Consider the following 24999-nt stretch of genomic DNA (forward strand, 5'->3'; position numbering starts at 1 on the left):
ACTGCTCCACACACGCACCACAGGTCGTGCACGACCACAACACCTCGGGATCGATGACGCCACCCACGTCCTCGCCACCGACCAGCGGACGCTCCGCCTCCGCACGAGCCGCCTCGGAAATCTTCGCCAGCGCACGCTCATCCCCACCGGCGAGCAGGTACGGGGCCTTGGCGTAACCGTGGTCACGCAGCGACATGATCAACAACTTGGGCGAGAGCGGCTTACCGGTATTCCAGGCCGGGCACTGCGACTGGCAGCGACCACACTCCGTACACGTGGTGACGTCGAGGATGTCCTTCCAGGAGAAATCCTCGAACTTGCCCACACCGAAGGTGTCATTGTCCGGATCGGCGGTCTCCATATCGATCGGCTTGCCCTTGGACAACATCGGCTTCAACGCACCCAGCGCCACACCGCCGTCGGCCTCGCGCTTGAAGTAGATATTGAAGAACGCCGCGAACCGGTGCCACGCCACGCCCCAGTCGATATTGCGGCTGACCACGACGACCCACACCAGCGCCGCCATGAGCTTGAAGAACGCGAACACCGAAACCGCCGCCGCGCTGGAGGGCAGCACCTTGGCGATCTGCATGCTGGCGAAGTCGCTGACGGCGTGATGCTCACCGGTGTAGGCCTCCACCAGCGCCTTCACCCCGACCATGCTGATGCCCTCGACGAGCACGACCGCCTCGACGAAGTAGGCGGCCAGGAAGTTGGAGCCGGAGAAGCGCGACAGCCGCGCGGGTCGGCGCGGGTGGTTGCGCTGCCGAATGATGATCAGCACCACCGCGCCCACGATGGTGCCCAGCCCCAGCAGCTCGTCGAGCAGGTGGTAGGCGAGGGTGTCACCGACCCACGGCCAGGTGAAGGTGGGGCTGAAGATCTGCCCCTGCGCCTGGAAGACGGTGACGAATCCGATCAGGAACCCGACCATGACCAGCCAGTGCGCCCAGCCCACGGTCCGGAACTTCACCATGCGGGTGTGTGCCGCGAACTCCTTGACCATGGTGGCGAATCGCGGCAGGAACGGCCAGAAGCGGTCGGGTGCGGGCTGCCCCAGCCGGATGGTGCGCACCATTCTGCGGATCGCCAGGACAAACCCCGCCCACGCGGGGACACCTATCAGGATGGAGATGATGCCCAGCGTCAATTGCAGGGGGCTCATGCGGTGGCCTTTCACTTACGAAGGGACGCAATATCGTTCGTCGCTCGCCGCATCATAATATGCCCCAAGTTACCCGCTGGTAACAACCCCCGGCTCACCGGGAGCGTCGCGCATAGACGCCGGGTTCGATACCGCGCAGCCGGGCGATCTCGGCGACCCCACCGGTCAGCAGCACGTCGGTGCGAGTCAGCTCGGACACGGTTTCCGCACCCAGCAACACCATCAGTTGGCGAATCCGAGTGATCCAGTCGGTGATCTCCGCGATCAGCGCGGCCACCCCGTCCTGCTCGAGGATCGCCAGGAAGTGCCCCGACACCCCCACCGCGCGCGCACCGAGCGCGAGGCAGCGGACGACATCGAGCGGAGTCCGTACCCCGCCCGAGGCGAGCAGCGTGACCCCCTGCGCCGCCGCCACTTCCGCTCCGTCGACCAGGCAGGCGGGGGTGGACTGACCCCAGTCCGCGAGCAGGCCGAAGTCGGCCGAGCGCCGCCGAGCGTTCTCGATCAGCGCGAAATTCGTTCCACCGCTGCCGGACACATCCACGATCCGCACGCCCAGCCCGGCCAGTCGGGCGATGGTGTCGGCACTGATCCCGAAGCCGACCTCCTTCACGATCACCGGCACGTCCAGCGACCGCGCCAGGCGCGCGATATTGCGCGGCCAGGCCGAGAAGTCCCGGTCCCCCTCCGGCATCACGATCTCCTGGACCGCGTTGACGTGCACCTGCAGCGCGTCGGCGCGCAGCAACTCCACCGCCCGCGCCGCCATCTCCGGTGTGGCATTGGCGTTCACATTGGCGATGACGTAACCGTCCGGATTCTCCTCGCGCAGCACGCGATACGTCCCGGCCACCGCACCGTCCGCCAGATACGCGCTCATCGAGCCCGACGCGATCGCCACACCGGTCTCGCGGGCGGCGATCGCCAGCCCCCGGTTCACCTCGCCGGTGCGGACACTGCCACCGGTCATGGCATTGATGTACAGCGGCACCGGCCAGCGCGCACCGCCCACCTCGGTCGCCGGGGACACGGCGTGTTCCGCGCCGCCCCGCAGGGCATGGTGGACGAACGCGACCTCGTCGAACGGCGACGGGCGCTGCCCGGCGGCCGAATCCCGGTGCTGCGCGACGGCCAGGCGGACATGATCGTCCTTGCGACTGGCATAGCTCATTCGATTCCCCGAAAAGATCTGTGAATTCGATTTACATGTACCGCAATTTACGTGTACGACAACCACATTCGGTCACGGGTATTACCGCACATGCCGGACCCGGCGACAAGGACGGCCGGGACGCGAGTGTGTGAAACCACACACCGAGGCCTCCCAATCTGTGAAGTTGCTGCGAATCATGGTGTGCAACTGCGTTTTTGACACAGTTGCACACGGTGGCACGCCCCCGGGACCTGTGGTTCGACACAACCGCGCAGGCAGACGACGATGGATGAGCACAGCGCCCACCCCACCCCGGGCCGCCCCCCTTGCCGAATACACACGCCTGCTGTAATTTTCGCTTTCTGATCTTGAAAGTCCAAGTGGCACTACTCATTTGGAGCACTTCTCGAAATTGAACCGCGTCAGAGCCTCCTTAGAGATTGCATCGCTGGTAACTGTCGGATCGCCCAGATCCGAAGGTGAGGATCATTCACACATTGAACGGCTGGTCGAGGCGGAATGGCCTTTGCCACCGATTCTGGTGCATCGCCCCACCCTGCGAGTTATCGACGGTTTTCACCGCACACGCGCCGCGCGACTGAAGGGATTCACACATATTGATGCATATCTGGTGGACGGTTCCGAAGAACTCGCATTCATCGTCGGGGTTCGCGAAAACACGACACACGGCCTGCCGCTGACGCTGCACGATCGGCGGGCGGCCGCCGAGCGAATCATGCGCACGCATCCGCATTGGTCGGATCGGTCGATCGCGACCACCGCGGGCCTGTCCGCCAAGACGGTGGCCGCGATCCGCGGCCGCATCGACGGCGACTCGCGGGCCAGTCACCGCCTGGGCAGTGACGGCCGCCTGCGGCCGGTCGACACCGCCTCGGCCCGGCGCACCGCCGCCGAGCTCATCCTGGCGCGTCCCGACGCGTCGCTGCGCAGTATCGCGCAGGAGGTCGGCCTGTCCCCGTCGACGATTCGCGATGTCCGCACCCGGCTCAGCCGCGGGGAGGATCCGCTCCTCCCCTCGCACGAGAACCGAAGCCCCCGTGCGCCTTCGGAACCGGAGCGCAAACTTCCGGACACTCCGGATCGGCCCGCGGCCGGGCCCCCGTCCGAGAAGCTAACGGACATCGGCGCGCTGCTGGCCCTGTTGTCGCGGGACCCGGCGCTGCGGATGAGCGCCAGCGGCCGCGAGCTGCTGCGCTGGCTGCACCTGCGGGCGGTGCGGAGCGGCGATTTCGAGAAGCTGGCCGACGCCGTCCTCCCGCATGCCAGGGAACACATCATCGAATTCGCGTACCAATGCGCGGTCAACTGGTCGAATATTGCCCGAGAATTGCAGGCCCTCTCGGGCACAACGGAATTAGCCAATTAGTGGAGTAGTCGGCATGTCAAAGATCGCAGTCCTCACCAGCGGTTTGCAATACGATATCGTCGGGAAGAACCCGGAACGCCAGGCGGCCATCACCGCGGCGACGGCCCATGTCACGGGCTTCCTGGCGGCCATGCGCGAGCGCGGGCATCCCATCTTTCACCTGCAGTTGCTCAATGAACCCGACGATCCCCTCGCGGAGCGCTACGACGGCCGGGTCCCCGCCCTGCGGGGCACGCCGGGGGCGGAGGTGATCAGCGAATTCCTGGATCCGGCCGATGTCATTCAGGAGCGCAGCAAGGACAGCGGCTTCTACGAGACCGATTTGCACGAGCGGCTCCAGGCGCTCGGTGTCGAGACCCTGATCCTCATCGGTCTGCAAACACAGATCTGTATCCAGACGACGGCGGCCGACGCCTTCTTCCGCGGATACATTGTCGGCGTACCGAGCGACTGCGTGTTCTCCGCCGCCGAGGCCGATCGGCGGCGCGCGCTCGAATGGCTCGAAGGTTACTGCGCCACCGTCGCCGATTCCGAAGAGCTGCTGCGGATCATCGACGAGAACGGCGGTCTCCCCCGGAAGGAGACCAAGACACCGTGACACTCACGACCGACACGACACTAGCGACCCAACGGATCCAGCTCGACCACGGCACCGGCGCAACGCTTTCGGGCGAACTCGTGGCGTTCATCGCGGAGACCTTGGGCGAGGTCTACATCGGCGAGATGGAGGACAGTGCGGTCCTCCCCGTCGAGGGCAGCCGGATCGCGATGACCACCGACAGCTTCGTGGTGGACCCGCCGTTCTTCGGCAATGGCGATATCGGGAAGATCGCGGTCTGCGGCACCGTCAATGATCTCGCGGTCTCCGGAGCGACGCCGCGCTACCTCACCCTCGGGCTGATCCTCGAGACGGGACTGCCGTTCGACCACCTGTTTCGGGTATTGACCTCCATTCGGGAGACAGCGCGCGAAGCGGGCGTGCGGATCGTGTGCGGCGACACCAAGGTGGTCCGCGCCGGGGAGGCGGATCAGCTGTACCTCAATACGAGTGGGGTCGGGTTCTTCTCCCGGGAGCCCCTGCGGATGGCGGCCGTGCGCCCCGGCGACGCGGTCATTGTGTCCGGCCCGCTCGGCAACCACACCGTTCACCTGCTGTCGATCCGGGAGGGTCTCGGCTTCGAGAGCCGCGTGCTCAGCGACTGCGCACCGCTCAACACGATGATCGAGGGCCTGTTCGCCGCCGTGCCCGCCGAATCGATCCGGTCCATGCGCGATGTCACCCGCGGCGGCCTGTCGGCCGTATTACACGAGTACGCAAGCAGTTTGGGCAAGGGCATCGTGATCGACACCCCGACGCTGCCCATCCAGCACGAGACGGCCATGGCGGCGGACATGCTGGGCATCAATCCCCTGCACTGCGCCAACGAGGGCTGCCTGGCGATCTTCGTCGATCCCGGCGCGACCGAGGCCGTGCTCACCGCGCTGCGCGCGCACGAGTATGGACGCCATGCCGTGGCGATCGGCGAGATCACCGAAACCGACGGTGCCGCAGTGATTCTCCGAGACGCCGACGGTCGGGAATCGACCCTGCAACCGTTGCGCGGCGCCGAGCTGCCCCGGCTGTGCTGACCCCGCGCCATGACCGAACAAGCAACCTGGCGCATCAGGGTCACCGGCGTCGTTCAGGGCGTGGGCTATCGCCCGTTCGTCTACAAGCTCGCGCGGGAACGGGAATTGGCGGGGTGGGTGCGCAACGACCCGGAGGGCGTGCTCATCGCGGCCAGCGGCCCCGAGTCGGCGCTGGCACTGTTCACCGCGGAATTGTCCAGCAGGGCTCCGGAATTGGCCCGGGTCGACAGCGTGGTCACCCTCAGCCGGACAGCGGAACCGTTGGGGGCCAACGGCTTCGACATCGTGGCCAGTGAGCACGGCGGGGCGAAGGTGGCGCTGGTCCCGGCGGATACCCACGTGTGCGGCGACTGCCTGGCCGAACTGCGCGATCCCGCCGACCGCCGGTACCGCTACCCGTTCATCAACTGCACCAACTGCGGTCCGCGCTATTCGATCATTCGCGCGCTGCCCTACGACCGGTCGCAGACCACCATGCGCTCGTTCCCGATGTGCGAACGCTGCGACCGCGAATATCGCGATCCCCTGAGCCGCCGCTTCCACGCCCAGCCCAATGCCTGCGCGGACTGCGGTCCCCGCCTGTTCCTCGCCGAGCGGGACGGGACGGTCCTCGAGGGCGAGGACGCATTGCGCGGCTGTGCGCGGGCATTGGCGGCCGGGCGGATCGCGGCGATCAAGAGCATCGGCGGCTTCCATCTGGCGGTGGACGCGGGCAATGCCGAATCGGTGGCCGCCCTGCGCGCACGCAAGCGCCGCGACCGGAAACCCTTCGCCGTCATGGTCAGGGATCTGGCCACCGCGCACCGAATCGTCGAATTGTCCACGGCGGAGGCGGAATTGCTGTGCTCGCCCGCGCGGCCGATCGTCCTGGCCCGCAAGCGTCCCGGCGCGGTGCCCGAGAGCGTCGCCCCGCGGAATCCGAATCTGGGCCTGATGCTGCCCTCCGCGCCGCACCATCACCTGCTCCTGGACGAATCCGGGCTGGATGTGGTGGTCATGACGAGCGGCAATATCTCCGGCTACCCCATCGTCCATCGCAACGAGGACGCGCTCGCCCAGCTCTTCGACATCGCCGACGTGATCCTCTATCACGATCGTGAGATCGAGGTCCGGGTGGACGATTCCGTGCTCCGGCTCTCCACCCACCCCGAGTTGGACGGCCCGCTGCCGACCTTTCTGCGCCGGGCCCGCGGCTACGCGCCGTACCCGGTGGACGTCGGGCGTCCGCTGGCTCCGCTGGTGGCCTACGGCGCCGAGCTCAAAACCACGGTGGCGCTGTCCGCGGGATCTCGGGTCTATCTCAGCCAGCACATCGGCGATCTGAAGAACGACGAAACCTTTGCGGCCCACCGTAAGACGGCGGCGCACCTGGCGACGCTGTACGACCTGCGGCCCGCGGCGGGCGTCTACGATCTGCACCCGCAGTTCCGCAGCAGCACCGCGCGCGAAGGCATCGGCGAACCGGGTGATCCGGTGTTCGTCCAGCATCACCATGCGCACATGGCCGCGTGCATGGCGGAGAATCGGCTCGACGGACCGGCCATCGGAGTGATCTTCGACGGCGCGGGCTACGGCCTCGACGACACCATCTGGGGCGGGGAGTTCCTGGTCGGCGATTACGAGAAATACGAGCGCGCAGCGCATTTGCGGCGTATCGCGCTCCTCGGCGGCGACCGTGCGGTGCACGAGCCGATCCGGACCGGGGTATCGCTCGCGCTGGACACGTTCGGCGATATCGACATGGCCGCCAAGGCTTTTCCGGCGATCGCCCGGCTCGAGCGGGACCGCCTGCACGTCTATTCGACCATGCGGGCACGCGGCATCAATTCACCCGAGGTGTCGAGCATGGGCCGCTTGTTCGACGGGGTGGCCGCCCTGCTGGACGTGTGCTCGCACGCCGAGTACGAGGCGCAGGGGCCCATCGAGTTGGAGGGTCTGCTCGAACGCGATCTCGGCATGGTCGAGGGATACGAATTCGACCACGACGCAACCGAAGTCGATTTCCGGCCGGTGATCCGCGCCCTGGCGGAGGACCTGGCCGTCGAGGTCCCGGTCCCGGAGATCGGCCGCCGATTCCATTCCGCCGTCGTCACCATGGTTCGGCAGCGGTGCCGTCGCCTAGCCCGCGACACCGGCATCGGCCGCGTTGTCCTCTCCGGCGGCGTGTTCCTCAACGAGTTCCTGCTGATCAACTGCCTGGTCCTGCTGCGACGGGACGGATTCGACGTCTACACCCACCGCCAGGTGCCCCCCAATGACGGCGGCATCGCCCTCGGCCAGTTGCTGGTCGCGGACTCGTACGGCAAGTCGGACACGGCACGCCGACCTGACGGCACGCTGAACACCTGAAGGACTCGAATCGGCTTGAATCCTTCGCTATGGGAGGCCGCGGGCTGCTTCGGGTCGCACTCACGGTGGGTCTGGCGCTGGGCGCGCTGGTCTCACCGGTCGCGGCCGCCCAGCCGCCGGATGCTTCGCCACGGTCCGGTGTTCACACCGATGGGCCGAGTTCGCCGGGACCGTTCGAGGTCGAGGTGGGGACCATCCCGTTCTTCAGTGATCCGGGCTTCCGAGGCGGGACGGTCTGGTATCCGAAGCGCCCGCCCGACAAGGGCAACGGTCCACGCGACACGCGGTTTCCGACGATTCTCGTGATGCCGGGATTCCTGTCCTTCGAGGGCTCGACCGTATGGTTCGGCCCGCGGCTGGCCTCGTACGGATTCTTCGTCGTCACCCTGGCGAGCAACTGGCCGTGGGATTCGCCGGTCGCACGCAGTGACCAGCTGGGCAAGGCGCTCGGATATCTCATCCGCTCCAAGGACTTTCAGGGCATGATCGATACGGAGCGGGTCGGACTGGTCGGCTGGTCCTACGGGGGTGGCGCGGTGCTCCATGCCGCTCTCGGGCTCGAGACGGGGCCCACGACGGGATCCAAGGCGGGGCCCACGGTGCAGCCCACGGGCATCGTCGCGCTCGCCCCGCCGAGCAGCGGCACGATGGCGAGCCACAATTCGACGACGCTGGCGAAGGTGACCACGCCGACACTGACGATCGGCATCGAGAACGACTTCCTCTGCCTGTTCGACGATCACCAAGACCACGGTAGGTGCGCGTTACCGACGTACAACGCCCTCGGCGCGAGCGACAAGATGTTCGTTCAACTGCCCGGCACACAGCTGAACCATTTCGAAGTGATGTTCCCGAACCCCGTCGTCTCCGCGTACACCGTCGCCTGGCTCGGTCATTTCGTGGCGAAAACAGCCGACTTCGACGCGTTCCTCTGTCAGAGCCCGCCCGTCTGGATCACGGGCTTCGACGCGCGAATCCCCGACGTGCCCTGCGCGACAACGAGTCACGCGGATCGCTAATTGTCGCGATTGCGGTGCTTGACGGTGCGCTTGTAGCGGCGGCCGTTCGGGATGGGTTGGGCGGCATTGGATCTGCGGAGTTCGTGGCGTTGCCGCCAGGCGGTCAGATCCGGGCGTTCCGCCGGGGCGGGCGCGCCGCGGTCGGCGGGTGCGGATGTCATGGGGTCCCCCAGGGTGAATCGGTTCGGTGAACTCGAACACGGTAGGGGGTACAACGCCGAAGCTCCAGCGAATATTGCCGTGCTCAGCGCGCGGAGTCGGATTCGGGGACCGCGCCGGGCGCTTCGAAGGGAACCACCGGATCGCGCGGGGTGAACTGGTTCCCGGCGGGCGAGCCGGGGTAGGGACCGTAGCTGATGGCCGAACCGTACTGCGGCGGGGCGATGATCGTCGGCTCGGGCCGCTGGCCGCCGAAGGGCAGGTATTCGCCGGTGCCGAGATCGTCGGAGGTGCTCAGCGCGGTCAGCAGGAGAACGACCACCGCGGCCGCGAGGGGCTGGGCGATGAGCGCGGCCCAACCCTCCACGGAGGGAGCGAATTCCACGATGGTATGGACGGCCGGATGCTTGGGCCGGGTGTGTAGTTGTTCGGCCACGGCCTCGCCCACCACCTTGGTGAGGAAGGCTCCGGCCAGGGAGCCGAGCAGGATGCCGCACAACAGAATCGGGCCGCGCACCCGACGCCAGCGCCAGACCGCGGCCGTGCCCACGACGCCCAATACGATCCCGATGAGCACGAAGATCGCCAGGGCGTCGAACCGGTGCATGCTCTCGCCGGTCAGGGCCGTCCCCCGGTCCGGCTCCACCACCAGCAGCTGCTCGGCGGGTGCGAGGAAGGCCCAGACCACCCCGGCCAGCGCGCTCACCGCGGCCAGCGCGGCGAACACCACCGCCGCCGCGCGCACTTCCCGCATCACGACATCGACGCGTAGTCCGCCCGGCTCGGCGGTGAGTGTGGTTGCCACTAGCGGCGTTCCAGGCTCGAGGACTCCAGCACGCCGTGCCGGGAGCACTTGGCCCACCAGCCGTCGGGGCTGACCTGCACGATCATCCGGCGACCGCACTGCTCACAGAAACGCGGCGGCTCCAAACCCAGTGCGGCCGCGGCCGGTACGGGATCTTCCAGACCCGGCACGATCCGCTTGCCCGTGAACGGGTTGTAGCGCTCCTCGATCTCCACGACCACCTCGAAAGATCCTTCGTGTCCGAAACTCGACCGTTTGGGGGACAGCGGGGGTTTGCGACCCCCACATCCCTACAGTAAGCGCGGGTCCGCCGCCGCGGCCCCGGACCCCCAGTTTTTCAGAGGGTTTCGTTGAGCGCCTTGATCGGCATCTTGAGCTCGCCCAGCAGATCCAGGTCCGCTTCGGCGGGACGGCCCAGGGTGGTCAGGTAGTTGCCGACGATGACCGCGTTGATGCCGCCGAGGATGCCCTGCTTGGCGCCCAGGTCGCCGAGGGTGATCTCGCGCCCGCCCGCGAAACGCAGGATGGTGCGCGGCAGCGCGAGACGGAAGGCGGCGACGGCGCGCAGGGCGTCGGCGGCCGGGAGCACCTCGAGGTCGCCGAACGGGGTGCCCGGGCGCGGGTTGAGGAAGTTCAGCGGCACCTCGTCGGGCTCGAGCAGGGCCAGGTCGGCGGCGAATTCGGCGCGCTGCTCCAGGCTTTCGCCCATGCCGAGGATGCCGCCGCAGCACACCTCCATGCCCGCCTCGCGGACCATGCGCAGGGTCTCCCAGCGCTCGTCGTAGGTGTGGGTGGTGACCACGTTCGGGAAGTACGAGCGGGCGGTCTCGAGATTGTGGTTGTAGCGGTGCACGCCCATGGCGGCCAGCTGATCGACCTGCTCCTGGTTGAGCATGCCCAGCGAGCAGGCGACCTGGATGTCGACCTCGTTGCGGATGGCCTCCACGCCCGCGGCGACCTGCGCCATGAGCCGCTCGTCGGGTCCGCGCACGGCGGCCACGATGCAGAATTCGGTCGCGCCGGTCTTGGCGGTCTGCTTGGCGGCCTCGACCAGGGACGGGATGTCGAGCCAGGCCGCGCGCACCGGCGACTGGAAAAGGCCGGACTGCGAACAGAAGTGGCAGTCCTCCGGGCAGCCGCCGGTCTTGAGCGAGATGATGCCCTCGACCTCGACCTCCGGGCCGCACCACTTCATGCGGACCTCGTGCGCCAGACCGAGCAGCTCCTCGAGCCGGTCGTCGCCGAGCCGCAGGACCTCGAGGGTCTGGTCCCGATCCAGGCCCACGCCGCGCTCGAGCACCTGCTCGCGGGCGATGGCGAGAATGTCATCGCCTGCAGTGCTACCGGCTTCGGTGGTGACGGCTGCCTGAGTCATATCCGCGCGAATCCCTTCGTCCGGCCGGTGTGGCCGAGCAACTTGAACGGTGTTCAGGGTAGGCTAGCAGTCCGGAACGTGAGCCGGAACACGAGAGGGTCGGGTTTTTCAGTGCAACTCCATCGCACGGACGTGGTCGACGGCGCGATCGCCATTCTCGACCAGTACGGATTGGCGGATCTCACCATGCGCCGCCTGGCCACCTCGCTGCACGTCCAGCCGGGCGCGCTGTACTGGCACTTCCCCAACAAACAGGCCCTGCTCGGCGCGGTCGCCGACCGCATTCTCGCGCCCATGGACGAGCCGGTCGCCGCGGACGAGTGGTCCAAGCAGATGACCGAATTGGCGCACCGGCTGCGCGAATGCCTGCTGGCCTACCGCGACGGGGCCGAATTGGTCTCGGCCACCTACGCGTCCCGGCTCACCACCAGCAAGGGCCGGGAACGCCTGGCCAGCGCGGCAATTCGCGCGGGCATGACGCGCGAGGAAGCCGACCTGGCCGCCTACACGCTGCTCTACTACGTCCTCGGCCAGACCGTCGACGAACAGTCGCGCATTCAAATGGACTCGGTAGGCGCTCTCGCCGAGGAACATTCACCGCTCTACGACACCACCGACGCGACCGCCCGCTTCGACTTCGGCCTGCAGTTGTTCGTCAGCGGCGTCCGCCACCTGCTGGGCAGCCGCATTCGCTGAGAAATAGTTCCGGACGGTAGAGTCCGTCCGGTCATCGTCGGTGGGTGCGGGAATCCGGTGCAATTCCGGAACGGTCGCGCCACTGTGAGCACGGGTCCGCCCGTGCGAGTCAGACCTCCCCCGCCGCGCAGCACTCTCGAGAGGCCGCGATTTGCCTGGAGGAGCTTCGTCGATGAGGCGTGCGCGCCCGTCGATAGCCCTGCCCGTCATGGGGATATTGCTGGTTGTCGCCATCGTGGTGGCGACCGGATTCGGGGCCGAGAACATTCCGCTCGGCGAGGTGGTCGGTGTACTCCGGAGCCGACTCGGTGGACAGCCTTCCGCGAATCTCGGGCTGGACACCATCGTGTGGCAATTGCGGGTGCCGCGAACGATTCTCGCGGCGGTCGTCGGGGCTGGGCTCGCGGTGGCGGGGGTGGCCATGCAGACGCTGGTGCGCAATGCGCTTGCCGATCCCTATCTACTGGGCGTCTCTTCAGGAGCGGGTGTCGGGGCGGCGGCCGTCATTACTTCGGGACTGTTCGCGGGTGCTGGACTGTGGGCGCTTTCGGCGGGCGCGTTGGCCGGTGCGCTGGCGGCGGCCGCGGCGGTCTTTCTGATCGCCATGGCCCAAGGTGGGCTCGACCCACTGCGTTTGGTGCTCACCGGCACCGTGCTGGGCTCCGCCTTCTCCGCCTTCAGCAGCTTTCTGATCTTCCGCAGCAGTGATCCGTCGGCGGCGCAGTCGGTGTTGTTCTGGCTGCTGGGCAGTTTGGCGGGCGCGGACTGGACCCGAATCCTGTTGCCCGCGTGTGTGGTCGCCGCCGCGTTGGTCGCACTGCTGCTGGCGGCGAATTCGCTCGACGCGCTGAACCTGGGTGCGGACACGGCCACCTCGATCGGAGTTTCCGTGCGGGAGCTGCGGATCGCGCTGTTCGTGCTGCTGGCGGTGTTGGTCGGGGTCCTGGTCGCGGTGTCGGGTGGGATCGGCTTCGTCGGCCTGGTGATCCCCCACGCCGCCCGCCTGCTGGTGGGTCCCCGCCATCGGGTGCTGCTCCCGGCCAGCGCCCTGTGTGGAGCGCTGTTCCTGGTGGTCGCCGACGCCGCCACCCGAATTCTGGTTCGCCCCACCGAAATCCCGGTGGGTGTCCTCACCGGCCTCATCGGAGCCCCCGCGTTCCTGCTCCTATTGGGCCGCCGCAGCTACCGGTTCGGTGCCGCATGACGAAAGGCAGTCGTGAAGAAGGTTTCGAAGCTCCCGGCACGTCCGGTCCTGGCGCTGGTCGCCGCCGCGGTGGCGCTGGCGGGGTGCGCGTCGCCGCACGCAGCCTCGGGGAACCTGTCAGTGCGCAATTGCGGTGTGGAGCAGAGGTTTCCGTCGCCCGCGCAACGGATGTTCGTCAATGACGGGAACCTGATCTCCATGGTGTTGGCGCTGGGAGCGCAAGACCGGACCGTGGCGGTGTCGAGCCTGAAGCGTGATGCGGACACGCTGCGCAAGCATTACGGGGATGCCGTGGACAAGCTGAATTCTGTTGCGCCGGATTACCCTTCGCGAGAGACGGTGCTGGCGCAACGGCCGGATGTCATGGTGGCGGGCTGGAACTACGGCTACTCGGAGTCCGCGAATCTGACCCCGGATTCGCTGCGAACCGCCGGGGTCGCCCCGTACATCCTGACCGAGAGCTGCCGCCGCCCCGACGGTGAACGCGGCGTGGTGGACCCGTGGACGGCCCTGCGCACGGATCTCACCGCGCTGGGCGCGATCACCGGCCGCACGGATCGGGCCACGGAGGTGACGAGCGATCTCGACCGCCGCCTCTCCGCCCTGCAATCCGCCCCTCGGCCCGAGCAGCCCCCCACCGTCTTCGTTTTCGACAGCGCCTCCGACACCGTCATGTCCAGCGGCGAATTCGGTGCTCCCCAAGCGATTCTGGAGGCGGCCGGGGCCCGTAATGCCCTCGCCGACGTCGCCGACACCTGGACCGCGGTGTCCTGGGAACGCATTGCCGCCGCCGACCCGGACGCCATCGTCTTCGTCGACTACCCGCCCCAGACCTTCCAGCAGAAGATCGATCTGCTGCGCGCCAAGCCCGGCATCCGCGATCTCCGCGCCGTCACCGAGGGCCGCTTCCTGAACCTGCCGTACGCCCTGTGGACCAGCGGGCCCTTGAACATCGATGCCGCCGAACAGGTCCGCGCCCAGCTGGAACGCTGGAATCTGGTGCCGCCCTCGGGAATTCGCCCCGTCACCGACGACACCGTGCGCTGATGGTCAGCGCCCGACCGAGACGGTGCCGATCTCGTCCTGCTGGACCTGCCGCACGAACGGCACGATCTGGTTGGCGATGACCGCGTTGTACTCCTGCGGCCGCTCGATCGGGTTGGCGTGCCCGGTGGTGTGCGTGGTCACCACCAGCAGCGTCCCGTCCACCCCGCCCACCTGGTCGATGAGCACCTTGTGCGAGTACTCGACATTCACGATCGGATCGTCGTACGGATTGTGCGGCCGAATGAACGCGATGGCCGGACGCGGTTTGCCCGCGGCGGGTTTGGACAACGCCCGCAGATCGTCGATCGCGCCGCCCGCCACAATGGCCTTGAACTGCGCCTCGATCAGGCCGTTGCTGGCGGCATTGGTGTTGAGGATCTTGTCGCGCAGCACGTTTCGCACCGCCTGCCGGAATTCGTCGCCGCGAATCACATAGCGCCCGCCGACGAAATCCTGATGGCGCGCATAGGTTTCCACAATGAGCCGCAGCAGTCGGCTCTCACGCGCCCCGGGGAACCAGCCCATCCAGCGCAGCATTTCCTCACCCTGGTCCCGGCTTTCGGGCCGCACGGCGTCCAGATCGACCGGTGTGCAGTCGAGAATGACCGCCCGCACCTTCTCGGCGCTGCCGACGTGCAGGTGCTTGGCGATCTCCAGCGCGATGACCCCGCCCATGCTGTGGCCCACCAGCACCACGTTCGGCACCTTGGCGGCCTCGGTGACCTTCACGATCAGATCCGAGATGACCTTGGTGTCGATACCGGTCTGGTCGTAGCGCACGGCCCACACCGACCCCAGTGTGGTCAGCGACGGCAGCGCGCGAGCGGTGTCACCGGCATCGAGCACGCCGAGACCGACCAGATCGAACACGGCGGTGTCGCCCGCCTTCGCGTCCGAGGGTCCCGCGATGGGGAGCACGGCCGGTTCGGTGCGCGCCAGCCGCGCCTGCTCGGGCAGCACATCGACGCCCATGTATTCGGCGAAGGCGCCCAACGCCACCAGCGGAATCAGGCTCAGCCGCAGTATGATCAGCCGGGTCCGCCGCAGCCGCACCCATCCCGCGCCGAGCCGGGTCGCGCGCAGCCGTTCCCGACGCCGCCGATCGTCGTAATCGGCGACACCGGACGGATGGGGAAAACCCGGCAGCGCCATACCAATCAACTGTACGAATTTCCGGCGTTTCATCCAGGCTTGCGCCGCCGGTCAGCTCCTGGTATCGCGCTGTTCACCTGCCGGGGGATGATCCAGAGACGACTCAGTGCCGGGCCGCATGCTCGGTGAGCTGGGCCAGCTTGGCCAAGGACATGCGGAAACCGACCTCGTTGTCCGCCGCGCACAGCCCCGGCGGCAAATTATCGTGCCGCGCCGTGACCTTGGTGCCACCCGGGACGTCGTCGAGGGTGTAGGTGACGGTCATCTCGCCACGCAAATCCGGGTCCTGCGTTTCGAATTCGACGGTCTGCACCACCTCCCGATTCGGGACGACCCGCGCGAAGACCCCGTGGAAGGTGTCGGTGTGCGCGGTCGTTTTACCGGCCTCGGTGGGCAGGTCGTAGGTCAGCGAGATCCGGAACCGCCCGCCGACGCGCGGATCGAATTCGTGGATGTGACTGGACATTCCGTCGGGGACCAGCCACGTTCGCACCGAACGCGCATCCAGGAGCGCCCGGAAGACATTCGGACGCGGGGCACCGACGAACTTCTCGACATGGGTGGAGGGCACGCGGCCACCCTACGCCGACTGTGATGAAGATCACGACAAATTCATTCTCCGTTCGGCGCGTCCGCCGGGGCCTCCGGGAGGGTGAGGGTGGCCAGGGTGCCGCCGCCGACGGCGGAAGTCAGTGTGACGGAACCGGAATGGACGTCGGCCACCCAGCGCACCAGCGACAGGCCGATGCCGTGCTGCCCGCGCGTCCCCATCGCGCCACGCCGGAAGGGGTCGGTCAACTCCGGATCGACCCCGGGTCCGTGGTCGCGGACGCGGACCTGCCCTGCCGCGACCCGCACCTCCACGGGCGTGCCGCCGTGCACGAGCGCGTTGTCGATGAGATTGCGCACCGCCAGCGCCAGCAGATCCGGATCCGCCCGCACCGCCGTGGGTTCCGCGACGAAGGTGACCTCGCCGCCGCACTCCGCGACGACGCCCTCCACCAGCTGATCCAGGTGCAGCCGTTGCAGATCCAGTTCGCCCACACCGGTTTCCGCGCGGGTGCGGGCCAGCAGTCCGGCCACCATGCGGCCCATCCGGTCGGTCAGCGAGCGCGCGTCGGTGACCGCGCGCCGCGCATCGCCCGGATCCCGCAGTGCCGCATCGAGATACAGCCGCAGGGTCGCCAGGGGCGTGCGCAGTTCGTGCGAGGCCTCGGACAGGAATCGCTCCTGCTGGTCCAGCATGCGCAGCGCCGATCGCATGCTCACCCCCGAGAGCAGGTGCCCGGCCAGACCGGCCAGCACCACCAGCGCGACCCCGCCGCCCCACAGGGCGATGAGCAGGCTGCGATGGTCGCGCTGCCCGGGCGCGGGATCACCGGCGGCGAAGATGACCGCGCTGGGCGTTCCCTCGGAGTTCCAGATCGGCGCGCCCGCCAGCCGCGCCGGATGGCCGTCGCGATCGGTGCCGGTCTGCCACCTCGTCTCCTCGTCCTCGGCGACCTGTCGGGCCGGGGCGACCAGATCGGCGGGCAGCTCGGATCGCTTGTGCGCGAATCGTTCCTGCCAGGTGCCCTGCGCATCCCGCACCAGGATGGCGACCGCGTTCGAACCGCCCGACAGATCGTCGTCGAGGCGCACGGTCTCCAGATCGAGGCTGCCGTCGTCGTTCCAATACACCTCGCGGGCCAGTCCGGTCACCACCCGGTCGATGCCCGCGTCGAGCTCCTTGTCGCGCGAGTGCGCGTCGATGGAGGCCGCGATGGAACCGAGCACGATGAGGCAGACGGCGGTGAGCGCGGTGAACAGCGCGGTCAGCAGCCAGCGCGTGCGCCGCAGCTGTCCGGGGCTGGTCGGCTGGGTCCGGGTCGCGCGCCGCGCCCGCCGCACGATCGGCGGCATCCTCATGGCGCGATGGTGAAGCCGACGCCCCGGACGGTATCGATGAGCGGCGGCTCCCCGAGCTTGCGACGCAACTGGGCGACCACCACGTCCACCACATTGGAGGCGGGCTCGGCCATTTCGTCCCAGCAGCATTCGATGAGTTCGGCCCGGGTGACCACGGTTCCGGCGCGCACGGCGAGCAGCTCGAGCACGCCGAATTCCTTGGGCGTCAACGTGAGTAGCGTCCCGGCGCGGTGCACGCGCCGACGCGGGCGGTCCACCACCAGGGTGCCCACCACCGTGCGGGTGGCCTCGGGGAGTTCCTGACGGCGACACAGCGCCCGCACCCGCGCGGCGAGCTCGTCCATGGCGAAGGGTTTGACCACGTAGTCGTCGGCCCCCTGGGCGAACCCGTCGAGCCGGTCGGCCAGGGCGTCGCGCGCGGTCAGCATGAGCACCGGCGTGCGCCGCCCGGATTCGCGCTGCGCGCGCACCAGATCCAACCCGTCGCCGTCGGGCAGCCCTCGATCGACCACCAGGCAGTCATAGCTGTTGACCGCGATCTTCAGGTCCGCGTCGGCATAGTCGCGGGCCAGATCGACCGCGAATCCGGCCGCCCGCAATCCCGCGGCGACCTCGTCGCCCAGCTCCCTGTCGTCCTCGCAAACGAGTACCCGCACCTGCGCAATTACAGCACCCGTCCCGGTCATACGGCCACGACCCCGGGCAGTGGCCGCGGCGCGCCGGGCAGCACGTCGGTGGCGGGGACGCCGAACCAGGATTCGGCGAGGGTCGCGTAGAACTCGGTCATATCGACGGTGGCCCGCAGATTGCCATCGGCATCGAGGGCGCGCAGCGAGGGCATCTCTCCGGCAACCCCGGGATTGGTCGGGCCGAGCAGCAGGGCGGTTCCGGCCGCGCCGTGGTCGAGGCCGCCGGAGTCGTTGTCGGGGACGCGGCGGCCGAACTCGCTGTAGGCGGCGATGAGGACGCGGTCGGTCAGGCCGCGCGCGGCGAGGTCCTGCCGGAAGGCGGCGAGGGCATTGTCGAGGTCGGTCATGAGCTCCGCGTACTTGTCGGTGTGACCGGTGTGGGTGTCGAAGTCCGCGCCCATGGGCACGTGCACGATACGCAGGCCGTGACTGTCATCGGCGAGCAGCCGTGCGGCCAAACGCAATTGGATGCCGAGGTCGGAGTCGGGATAACCGGCCGCGGCTGGTGAGAGGGTCGCGGCCACGTCCGAGAACCGCAGGGCCGCGGCGCTTCCGGCGCGCGCGGTGGCCAGCAGCGGAGTGTCCAGCCGGTCGGGGTGCGCCATGGCGCGCTGGGCGGCCAGCCACGCGCCGCGGATGTTCTCATCCTCGAAAACCGGGAACAGGCCGTCGTTTCCGGCATCCACGGACAGCGTGGCGACCCGCTCGCAGGCCAGGGCCGGTGACGAGCCGACGCCCAGCGCGACGCCCACCGCCGGTGCGCTGGGATCGCCGAGGTGATCGCACAACCGGCCCAGGAATCCGGTTTCGGTGCGCAGCCGCCCCTCCGGATCACCGGTCTGCCACCGATGCAGCATCTCGAAATGCGAGAGGTCAGGTTTGGCGGTGCCCACGCCCGGAACCACCGTGACACCGGCCGCGGCGAGCTTCGGCAGGTTCGGGTGCAGCCCGAGCTTGTCGTCGATGACGTGCACCTTGTCGGCGGCGATCGCGGTGCGCCGCCGCAGCTCCCGGTACCGCGAGTCGGCGTAGGGCACGGTCATCGACAATCCGTCACTCCCCCCGGCCATTTCGATGACGAGCAGCTTGCGCTTGTCGACGGCGGCGGCCCGCACCGGCGCGGGCGGATGCCACGACGCCGGGGTCGAGGACGAGCCGAGCACCTCGTATCCGGCCACCGCGCTGGCCGCCGCCACGACGCCGACACCGAGTCCGGCCCGCAGCACGGTGCGGCGATTCAGCGAGATCATGAGATTCCCTTTCCGCGTCATGCCAGGGTGAATTCCGGCGCGGTGATGGCCAGCGCGAGCAGCGCGCTCGCCGCCTGCCGCGGCTCGCGTCGCAGCTCGAACGCCAGATCGCGCGCGGCCGTGGAGGTTTCGGGCGTGGGGTCGTAGATCGCGGCGCGGGCGAAGACGGCGGCGACCGGATCGCTGGCCCCCACGATCTCCTCGAGCACCGGGGCCTGGATCGCGGCCGCCGCGCGCGCCACGGCCGTCCCCGGTGCCAACCACCGGTTGCCCGGCGGCCAGCCCGCCACATTCGGCGGATAGAAGGGCGACTGTCCGAGCCCGGTCATGGTTTCGAAAGCCGCTGCCGCGTCGTCGATTCCGCACACGGCGAAGGCGGCGGTCACCCATTCGACCGGGTAGCGCGGCCGGGTGTACACGGCGGCGGCGAAGGATTCGTCGTGCAGGATCGCCTCCACCAGCGGCCGAATCTCCAAGCGCGCCTGCGTGAATACCGCCGCGAGCTCGCCCACCCGCTGCTCCGACGCCCACTGCCCGACCAGGAAGTGGTGCAGCTTGGCGGCGATGAACCGTGCGCACTCGGGCCGATCGCACAGCACGTCCACGGCGTCGCGCGCGGTCGTCACCGAGCGCCCGAGCAGTTGCACCGGCCGCCGGTTCCCGGCCTCGGGATCGAAGGACACCGTGCCGTTGTCCTCCACCGTCCACCCGGACAGCGCGGTCGCGGCGGCCTTCACATCCGCCTGCGTGTAGTTCCCGCGCCCGAGGGTGAACAGCTCCATGAGCTCTCGCCCGTGATTCTCATTGGGCGCGTCCGCCACCGACCCGGCACCGTCGAGCCATTGCAGCATGGCACCGTCCACGGTCACCGCCTGCGCCAGCTCCCGGAAGTTGCCCAGCGCGTGGCGGCGCAGCAGCAGATGCTGCCGCCACATCAGCTCCCAGGTATCGACCTTGTCGTGGCTGGAGGTGAAATGCGCGTGCCAGAACCAGACCAGCTTCTCGTGCAGCCCGGCCGCCGGATCCGCCATGGCCCGCAGCCACCGTCCGGCGGGACCGTCCACCGCGGCCTCGGCGTCCTCGTCGAAGACCGGTGTCGCGAGTTCCAACGCGGGCGCGGCCAGCACCAGGTCCATGACACCGCTCACACCGTGCCCGGCGAGCGCCTCCACCCGCCCGGGAAAAGGCCCGAAGGTGGTGCGCCGCAACACATGCGCCACCGCCGCCAACTCATCCATGCGGCCACGGTGACAGACTGCCCGTTAGGAAATCATGAGCACAGGTACCGAGCGCGCCACGCGGGGTCGAACCACGACGGGGCTGTGACCCCGAACTCATCCGCGCTCCACGCCCCCGCGCCCGCCGGAATCGAACCGACCAGATCGACCCCGGTGACGGCGGGCAGATCGACGCGGTTGCACTCCGAGGCCAGATCGGGCTCCCTCGGCCAGGATCCGATGACCAGCCCCGCACACTCGACACCGGCCGCCGCGAGCGCCCGCGTGGTGAGTTCGCTGTGATTGAGCGTGCCCAATCCGGCCGCCGCCACGAGCAGCACTGGCGCGCCGAGTTTCTGGGCGAGATCGAGCAGGGTGAAGTCGCCGATCCGCACGAGCAGCCCGCCCGCGCCCTCGACCAGGATCAGATCCGCGTCGGCGCACGATTCGATTCCGGCGACCGTCTCGGCCAGGGTCAGCAGCGGTTGGCCGCAGCGTCGGGCGGCGGTGTCGGGGGCGAGCGGCTCGGGGTAACGGGCCAGTTCGAGGGTGCGCGAAACACCGCTGAGCCGAGTGACTTCCGCCAGATCGCCGGGCTCGCCGGGGCCCACCCCGGTCTGCGCGGGCTTGCAGACCGCGACCCGTACACCGGCCGCGGCGGCGGTGGCGGCCAGGGCCGCGGTGGCGATCGTCTTGCCGACATCGGTCGAGGTGCCTGTGATGAACAGCATGCGGCTCATACCGAAACGACCTCCCGCCCACGCGCTTGCGCCAGTACCTCGCCGAGAACGGTTGCGATGACGGCCAGTTCGTCCGGGGTGAGATCGGCGCGGGCGGTCAACCGCAGCCGCGAGGTGCCCTCCGGCACCGACGGCGGCCGGAAACAGCCGACACTGAGTCCGCGTTCGCGGCAGGCTTGCGCGGCGTCGTAGGCGACCTGCGCCTCGCCGAGCACCACCGACACCACGGCCGAATCCGGTTCCCCCACACCGGCGATGCGGGCCAGATCGGCGGCCCGATCCAGCACCCGCTGCGCCAGCTCGGGCTCCCGGCGCAGCAGACCCAACGCCGCGCGAGCCGCGCCCACGGCCGCCGGGGCCAGGCCGGTATCGAAGATGAAGGTGCGCGCCGAATCGATCAGATGAGCCCGCACCCGCTCACTCGCCAGCACCGCACCGCCCTGGGCCGCAAAGGCTTTCGACAGCGTCGCGGTGATCACCAGATCGGGCTCCCCGGCCAGCCCGCACTCGTGCACCAGACCGCGCCCGCCCGCGCCGCGCACACCCAGCCCGTGCGCCTCGTCCACAATGAGCACCGCCCCGTTGGCGCGAGTCACCCTGTGCAACTCCGCCAATGGCGCGAGATCGCCGTCGGCGCTGAACACCGAATCCGTCAAGACCAGTGCACGCTCTTCGCGGCGCTCGGACAGCAGCCGATCCACCGCCACCGGATCACGATGCGGGGCGATCTCCACCCGCGCCCGCGACAGGCGGCAGGCATCCACCAGCGACGCGTGGCTGCCCGCATCCGAAACCACCAGCGCCCCACGCCCGGCCAGCGCGGTGACCGCGCCCAGGTTCGCCGCGTACCCCGAGGCGAAGACCAATCCGGTCTCCGCGCCGACGAATTCGGCGAGTTCGGATTCCAGTTGTTCGTGCTCGGCGGTGGTTCCGGTGACCAGGCGCGAGCCCGTCGCGCCCGCGCCCCAGCGGCGCACCGCGGCAATGGCTCCCTCGATCACCGCGGGGTGGCGCACCAGCCCGAGATAGTCGTTGGAGGCCAGGTCGATGCTCGTGCTCTCGGCGGCGCGGGCGCGCAGTGCGCGGCGCAGTCCGGCGTCCACGCGCTCGGCGGCGCGGGTGTCGAGCCAGCTCAAGGGATCGGCAGTCACAGCTCGGAAGCATACTTGAACGCCGTTCAGGAGACCATGGGTGTCGGCGAGCCGGACTATGCTGGGGATCGTAAGGAGGCTGCGCGATGCCACGATGGGCAATAGTGGTCGAGCAGACGACCGGCTTCGGCGACAGCAAAACCTGGAGTCCGAAGATCCTCACGGAGGTGGTGGGCACCCGCGAACAAGCACTCGCCAAGGTCCCCGACCTCGTTTCGAAGTTCATTCCCGATCATCCGAAGTTGATCAGCCGCCGCACCATCCTGCGCGACGGGGACACCTTCATGTTGATCGCCCGCGGCTGGTCCGACGATTACCACTGCGTATTCAAAGTCTGGGAGATCTTGTCCGACAGCGACAATTCAGACAAAGTGCGCGAAAAACGGGCTAACCGCTGACGTCTCGCACCGCGAGCGAGAAGGGCACCACGCCGCCGGCCGAACCGCGATCGGTCGGCGGATCGAATGGCCGAGCAAGGCCGAGGCCGGAGCAGCGCTGAGCACGGGTCAGACCGATGCGGCCGCGCACATGGCCTCGGTAATGCGGCGGACATCGTCGGGGGAGCTGATGAACGGCGGCATGCAGTAGATCAGATCCCGGAACGGGCGCAGCCAGACACCGGATTCGACCGCGGCGTGGGTGGTCTTGCGCATGTCCACCGGATGGTCGAGCTGGATGACACCGATCGCGCCGCGAATTCGGACATCGGCCACGCCCGGCAGCTCGCGGGCGGGAGCCAGGCCGGACCGCAATCCGGCCTCGATCCCGGCCACCTCGCCCCGCCAATCCCGCGACAGCAGTAGCTCGATCGAGGCCACCGCGACCGCACAGGCGAGCGGATTGCCCATGAAGGTCGGGCCGTGCATGAGTCCGCCGTGGGAGCGACTGACGGTCTCGGCGATCTCGGCGGTGCACAGCGCGGCCGCGAGGGACAGGTAGCCGCCGGTGAGCGCCTTGCCCACGCACAGGACATCCGGTCGGACCCCGGCCTGCTCGGCGGCGAAAAGCGTTCCCGTGCGGCCGAATCCGGTGGCGATCTCGTCGAAGACCAACAGCACGTCGTGCTCGTCGCACAACCGGCGCAGATCGGCCAGGTAGCGCGGGTCGTGGAAGCGCATGCCGCCCGCGCCCTGCACCACGGGTTCCACGATGACGGCGGCCAATTCGTGGGCGTGCGCGGCGATCACCCGCTCCAGCTCCGAGACATACCGCGACTCATAGCTTTCCGGCGGGGCGCTCGCGAAGACCTGCGGTTCCAGCACATCCGTCCACAGCGCGTGCATGCCGCCCTCCGGATCGCACACGCTCATCGGGGTGAAGGTGTCGCCGTGATAGCCGCCGCGCCAGGTCATCAGGCGGTGCTTCTCGGGACGGCCGAGCGCGCGTTGATATTGCAGGCACATCTTCACCGCGACCTCGACCGAGACCGAGCCGGAATCGCACAGGAAGACCTTGTCCAAGCCGTCGGGGGTGAGCTCGACGAGCAATTGCGACAGTCGCACGGCCGGTTCGTGGGTGAGGCCGCCGAACATCACGTGACTCATCTTCCGCGACTGCTCGAGCAGCGCCGCGTCGAGCACCGGGTGCCGGTAGCCGTGCACGGCCGCCCACCAGGAGCTCATGCCGTCCACCAATTCCCGCCCGTCGGCCAGGGTGAGCCGGGTGCCCGACGCCGAGGCGACGACGAGCGGTTCGGTTCCGGCGGGGAACCCGCCGTAGGGATGCCACACGTGCGCCGCGTCGAGGGCGGTGATCTCGCTGGGGGTCAATGCCACGGGAAGTCCTTACGAGGAGCTGGCTTGAACGGCGTTCAAGTTACCACGAACCCCTGGCGGAACGGCTCGCGCGGCGTATCCTTTGACTCAGTCAAAGGATTGGAATCGATCATGGCCACCGGCACCGCCGACCGCCTCGTCGAGGCACAGCACATTGCCGCCGTCCGCGCGTTCAACCGGCGCTACACCCGGCTCATCGGAGTCCTGCAGGGCGGGATGCTCGGCACCGAGTACTCCCTGGCCGAGGCTCGTATCCTGTTCGAACTGGCCAATTTCGGGGCCTCGGAGGTCGTCGATCTTCGGCTGGGACTGGATCTGGATCCCGGGTATCTGAGCCGGATTCTGGCGAGATTCGAGGAGCGGGGGCTGGTGGCCCGCAGGAGATCGGATGCCGACGGGCGGCGGCAGGTGGTGGAGTTGACCGAGGCGGGGCGCGCGGCCTTCGAGGTCTTGGATCAGCGCACCGAGGAGCAGATCGGCGAGCTGTTGGTCCCGCACTCCCCCGGTAAGCGCAGCCGACTGGTCGGGGCCATGCGGACCATCGAGCAGATCCTCGACACCGAGAGCGAACCCGATCCGGCCGCCGTCGTGCTGCGCGAACCGCGGCCCGGCGAGCACGGCTGGGTGATCGCGCGCAATGCCGAGCTCTACGCCGAGGAGTTCGGCTGGAACGGCGAGTACGAGGCGCTGGTCGCCAAGATCGTCGCCGAATGGCTGAATTCCCGTGACCCGCAACGCGAACGCGCGTGGATCGCGGAATACCGGGGCGAGCCGGTCGGCTGCGTGTACTGCATGCGCGACAGCGACACCACCGCGCGGCTGCGGCTACTGCTCGTCGAACCCTCGGCGCGGGGGCTCGGCGTGGGCAGCGCGCTGGTCGACGAATGTGTCCGGTTCGCCACGGATGTCGGATATACCGAGATGGTGTTGTGGACCAATAGCGTCCTGACCTCCGCCCGCCACATCTACGAGCGCGCGGGATTCACCCTCGGCGAATCGAATCCGCATCACAGCTTCGGCGTGGATCTGGTCGGGCAGACCTGGCGCAAGAGACTCGTCTAGAGCTGGCGCTGGGGACTCGCCCAGGGTTGGCGCAGGGGACACGGTCCGGGAGCGCAACCGGCTCGCT

25 protein-coding genes and 1 riboswitch are annotated in these 24999 nt (G+C 68.5%); of the genes, 10 read left to right on the top strand and 15 right to left on the bottom strand.

Going from position 1 to position 24999, the window contains the following annotated elements:
* On the bottom strand, positions 1-1165 hold a 1165-nt coding region (locus VMT40_RS35705), incomplete at its 3' end, for a (Fe-S)-binding protein (protein WP_326364043.1).
* A 94-nt stretch (positions 1166-1259) separates the two neighbouring features.
* A complete protein-coding gene (gene fni / locus VMT40_RS35710) occupies positions 1260-2336 on the bottom strand; it encodes a type 2 isopentenyl-diphosphate Delta-isomerase (RefSeq protein ID WP_326364045.1) in 1077 nt (358 codons plus the stop codon).
* 613 nt (positions 2337-2949) lie between these two features.
* Here fni and VMT40_RS35715 point away from each other — a divergent pair.
* The 5 genes from VMT40_RS35715 to VMT40_RS35735 are packed head-to-tail and all read left to right on the top strand — an operon-like array spanning position 2950 to position 8702.
* Complete coding sequence (locus tag VMT40_RS35715) at positions 2950-3705, top strand: hypothetical protein (protein ID WP_442790114.1); 756 nt, start codon at positions 2950-2952, stop codon at positions 3703-3705.
* 13 nt (positions 3706-3718) lie between these two features.
* Positions 3719-4303 carry a cysteine hydrolase gene (locus VMT40_RS35720; RefSeq protein WP_326364049.1) on the top strand — a complete coding sequence of 195 codons (585 nt, stop codon included), beginning with the start codon at positions 3719-3721 and terminating at the stop codon, positions 4301-4303.
* A complete protein-coding gene (hypE, locus tag VMT40_RS35725; RefSeq protein WP_326364051.1) occupies positions 4300-5334 on the top strand; it encodes a hydrogenase expression/formation protein HypE in 1035 nt (344 codons plus the stop codon). Before VMT40_RS35720 ends, hypE begins: the two co-directional genes overlap by 4 nt.
* A 9-nt stretch (positions 5335-5343) precedes the next feature.
* Positions 5344-7683 carry a carbamoyltransferase HypF gene (hypF, locus tag VMT40_RS35730; RefSeq protein ID WP_326364052.1) on the top strand — a complete coding sequence of 780 codons (2340 nt, stop codon included), beginning with the start codon at positions 5344-5346 and terminating at the stop codon, positions 7681-7683.
* A gap of 29 nt (positions 7684-7712) precedes the next feature.
* Entirely contained in the window at positions 7713-8702 is a 990-nt protein-coding gene (locus VMT40_RS35735; RefSeq protein ID WP_326364054.1) for a poly(ethylene terephthalate) hydrolase family protein, read from the top strand.
* On the opposite strand, the gene VMT40_RS35740 is transcribed toward VMT40_RS35735, so the two are convergent.
* From VMT40_RS35740 to bioB, 4 genes are all read right to left on the bottom strand, one after another.
* Positions 8699-8863 (bottom strand): hypothetical protein, encoded by a 165-nt coding sequence (locus VMT40_RS35740; RefSeq protein WP_326364056.1) that lies wholly within the window; start codon positions 8861-8863, stop codon positions 8699-8701. The genes VMT40_RS35735 and VMT40_RS35740 overlap by 4 nt on opposite strands.
* 83 nt (positions 8864-8946) lie before the next feature.
* The gene (locus VMT40_RS35745; RefSeq protein ID WP_326364057.1) at positions 8947-9666 is read right to left on the bottom strand and encodes a DUF2567 domain-containing protein; all 720 of its coding nucleotides are present in this window, start codon (positions 9664-9666) and stop codon (positions 8947-8949) included.
* On the bottom strand, positions 9666-9881 hold the full coding sequence (bsaP, locus tag VMT40_RS35750; protein WP_326364271.1) for a biotin synthase auxiliary protein BsaP: 216 nt from the start codon (positions 9879-9881) through the stop codon (positions 9666-9668). The genes VMT40_RS35745 and bsaP overlap by 1 nt, the downstream gene beginning before the upstream one ends.
* A gap of 122 nt (positions 9882-10003) precedes the next feature.
* Positions 10004-11041, bottom strand: coding sequence for a biotin synthase BioB (gene bioB / locus VMT40_RS35755; RefSeq protein ID WP_326364058.1), 1038 nt, complete (start codon positions 11039-11041; stop codon positions 10004-10006).
* Between the two features lie 111 nt (positions 11042-11152).
* On the opposite strand from bioB, the gene VMT40_RS35760 reads away from it, so the two are divergent.
* The 3 genes from VMT40_RS35760 to VMT40_RS35770 all read left to right on the top strand — a co-directional run bounded on the left by VMT40_RS35760 (position 11153) and on the right by VMT40_RS35770 (position 13988).
* Entirely contained in the window at positions 11153-11737 is a 585-nt protein-coding gene (locus VMT40_RS35760; RefSeq protein WP_326364059.1) for a TetR/AcrR family transcriptional regulator C-terminal domain-containing protein, read from the top strand.
* A gap of 1 nt (position 11738) precedes the next feature.
* Positions 11739-11875: riboswitch (cobalamin riboswitch) on the top strand.
* 34 nt (positions 11876-11909) lie between these two features.
* Entirely contained in the window at positions 11910-12941 is a 1032-nt protein-coding gene (locus VMT40_RS35765) for a FecCD family ABC transporter permease (protein WP_326364060.1), read from the top strand.
* A gap of 12 nt (positions 12942-12953) precedes the next feature.
* Positions 12954-13988 carry an ABC transporter substrate-binding protein gene (locus VMT40_RS35770; protein WP_326364062.1) on the top strand — a complete coding sequence of 345 codons (1035 nt, stop codon included), beginning with the start codon at positions 12954-12956 and terminating at the stop codon, positions 13986-13988.
* A 3-nt stretch (positions 13989-13991) separates the two neighbouring features.
* On the opposite strand, the gene VMT40_RS35775 is transcribed toward VMT40_RS35770, so the two are convergent.
* From VMT40_RS35775 to VMT40_RS35810, 8 genes are all read right to left on the bottom strand, one after another.
* Positions 13992-15140, bottom strand: a complete 1149-nt coding sequence (locus VMT40_RS35775; RefSeq protein WP_326364064.1) for a lipase family alpha/beta hydrolase — start codon at positions 15138-15140, stop codon at positions 13992-13994.
* Positions 15141-15243: 103 nt separating this feature from the next.
* The gene (locus VMT40_RS35780) at positions 15244-15711 is read right to left on the bottom strand and encodes an SRPBCC domain-containing protein (RefSeq protein WP_326364065.1); all 468 of its coding nucleotides are present in this window, start codon (positions 15709-15711) and stop codon (positions 15244-15246) included.
* Between the two features lie 41 nt (positions 15712-15752).
* On the bottom strand, positions 15753-17048 hold the full coding sequence (locus tag VMT40_RS35785) for a sensor histidine kinase (RefSeq protein WP_326364068.1): 1296 nt from the start codon (positions 17046-17048) through the stop codon (positions 15753-15755).
* Entirely contained in the window at positions 17045-17704 is a 660-nt protein-coding gene (locus VMT40_RS35790) for a response regulator transcription factor (RefSeq protein WP_326313188.1), read from the bottom strand. Before VMT40_RS35790 ends, VMT40_RS35785 begins: the two co-directional genes overlap by 4 nt.
* A gap of 26 nt (positions 17705-17730) precedes the next feature.
* Positions 17731-18987 (bottom strand): DUF1501 domain-containing protein, encoded by a 1257-nt coding sequence (locus VMT40_RS35795; protein ID WP_326364069.1) that lies wholly within the window; start codon positions 18985-18987, stop codon positions 17731-17733.
* A 17-nt stretch (positions 18988-19004) separates the two neighbouring features.
* Positions 19005-20225 (bottom strand): DUF1800 domain-containing protein, encoded by a 1221-nt coding sequence (locus VMT40_RS35800; RefSeq protein ID WP_326364071.1) that lies wholly within the window; start codon positions 20223-20225, stop codon positions 19005-19007.
* A gap of 32 nt (positions 20226-20257) precedes the next feature.
* Positions 20258-20944 carry a dethiobiotin synthase gene (gene bioD / locus VMT40_RS35805; RefSeq protein WP_326364073.1) on the bottom strand — a complete coding sequence of 229 codons (687 nt, stop codon included), beginning with the start codon at positions 20942-20944 and terminating at the stop codon, positions 20258-20260.
* On the bottom strand, positions 20941-22095 hold the full coding sequence (locus VMT40_RS35810) for an 8-amino-7-oxononanoate synthase (RefSeq protein WP_326364075.1): 1155 nt from the start codon (positions 22093-22095) through the stop codon (positions 20941-20943). Before VMT40_RS35810 ends, bioD begins: the two co-directional genes overlap by 4 nt.
* A 104-nt stretch (positions 22096-22199) precedes the next feature.
* Between VMT40_RS35810 and VMT40_RS35815 the strand changes: the two genes are divergently transcribed.
* Positions 22200-22493 (top strand): hypothetical protein, encoded by a 294-nt coding sequence (locus tag VMT40_RS35815; protein ID WP_326313183.1) that lies wholly within the window; start codon positions 22200-22202, stop codon positions 22491-22493.
* Between the two features lie 108 nt (positions 22494-22601).
* Here VMT40_RS35815 and VMT40_RS35820 read toward each other — a convergent pair whose 3' ends face one another.
* On the bottom strand, positions 22602-23870 hold the full coding sequence (locus VMT40_RS35820; RefSeq protein WP_326364076.1) for an adenosylmethionine--8-amino-7-oxononanoate transaminase: 1269 nt from the start codon (positions 23868-23870) through the stop codon (positions 22602-22604).
* Between the two features lie 111 nt (positions 23871-23981).
* Here VMT40_RS35820 and VMT40_RS35825 point away from each other — a divergent pair, with 111 nt between their 5' ends.
* Positions 23982-24932 (top strand): bifunctional helix-turn-helix transcriptional regulator/GNAT family N-acetyltransferase, encoded by a 951-nt coding sequence (locus tag VMT40_RS35825; RefSeq protein ID WP_326364077.1) that lies wholly within the window; start codon positions 23982-23984, stop codon positions 24930-24932.
* Positions 24933-24999: the final 67 nt, after the last annotated feature.

The sequence above is a fragment of the Nocardia sp. CDC160 genome (genome assembly GCF_035818795.1).
In the GTDB taxonomy this organism is placed as follows: Bacteria; Actinomycetota; Actinomycetes; order Mycobacteriales; family Mycobacteriaceae; genus Nocardia.

Coding starts and splice junctions, on each gene's coding strand:
- fni (WP_326364045.1), bottom strand. CDS start 2,336: ATGAGCTATGCCAGTCGCAAGGACGATCATGTCCGCCTGGCCGTCGCG.
- VMT40_RS35720 (WP_326364049.1), top strand. CDS start 3,719: ATGTCAAAGATCGCAGTCCTCACCAGCGGTTTGCAATACGATATCGTC.
- hypF (WP_326364052.1), top strand. CDS start 5,344: ATGACCGAACAAGCAACCTGGCGCATCAGGGTCACCGGCGTCGTTCAG.
- VMT40_RS35735 (WP_326364054.1), top strand. CDS start 7,713: ATGGGAGGCCGCGGGCTGCTTCGGGTCGCACTCACGGTGGGTCTGGCG.
- VMT40_RS35740 (WP_326364056.1), bottom strand. CDS start 8,863: ATGACATCCGCACCCGCCGACCGCGGCGCGCCCGCCCCGGCGGAACGC.
- bioB (WP_326364058.1), bottom strand. CDS start 11,041: ATGACTCAGGCAGCCGTCACCACCGAAGCCGGTAGCACTGCAGGCGAT.
- VMT40_RS35765 (WP_326364060.1), top strand. CDS start 11,910: ATGAGGCGTGCGCGCCCGTCGATAGCCCTGCCCGTCATGGGGATATTG.
- VMT40_RS35775 (WP_326364064.1), bottom strand. CDS start 15,140: ATGGCGCTGCCGGGTTTTCCCCATCCGTCCGGTGTCGCCGATTACGAC.
- VMT40_RS35785 (WP_326364068.1), bottom strand. CDS start 17,048: ATGAGGATGCCGCCGATCGTGCGGCGGGCGCGGCGCGCGACCCGGACC.
- VMT40_RS35795 (WP_326364069.1), bottom strand. CDS start 18,987: ATGATCTCGCTGAATCGCCGCACCGTGCTGCGGGCCGGACTCGGTGTC.
- VMT40_RS35800 (WP_326364071.1), bottom strand. CDS start 20,225: ATGGATGAGTTGGCGGCGGTGGCGCATGTGTTGCGGCGCACCACCTTC.
- bioD (WP_326364073.1), bottom strand. CDS start 20,944: ATGAGCCGCATGCTGTTCATCACAGGCACCTCGACCGATGTCGGCAAG.
- VMT40_RS35825 (WP_326364077.1), top strand. CDS start 23,982: ATGGCCACCGGCACCGCCGACCGCCTCGTCGAGGCACAGCACATTGCC.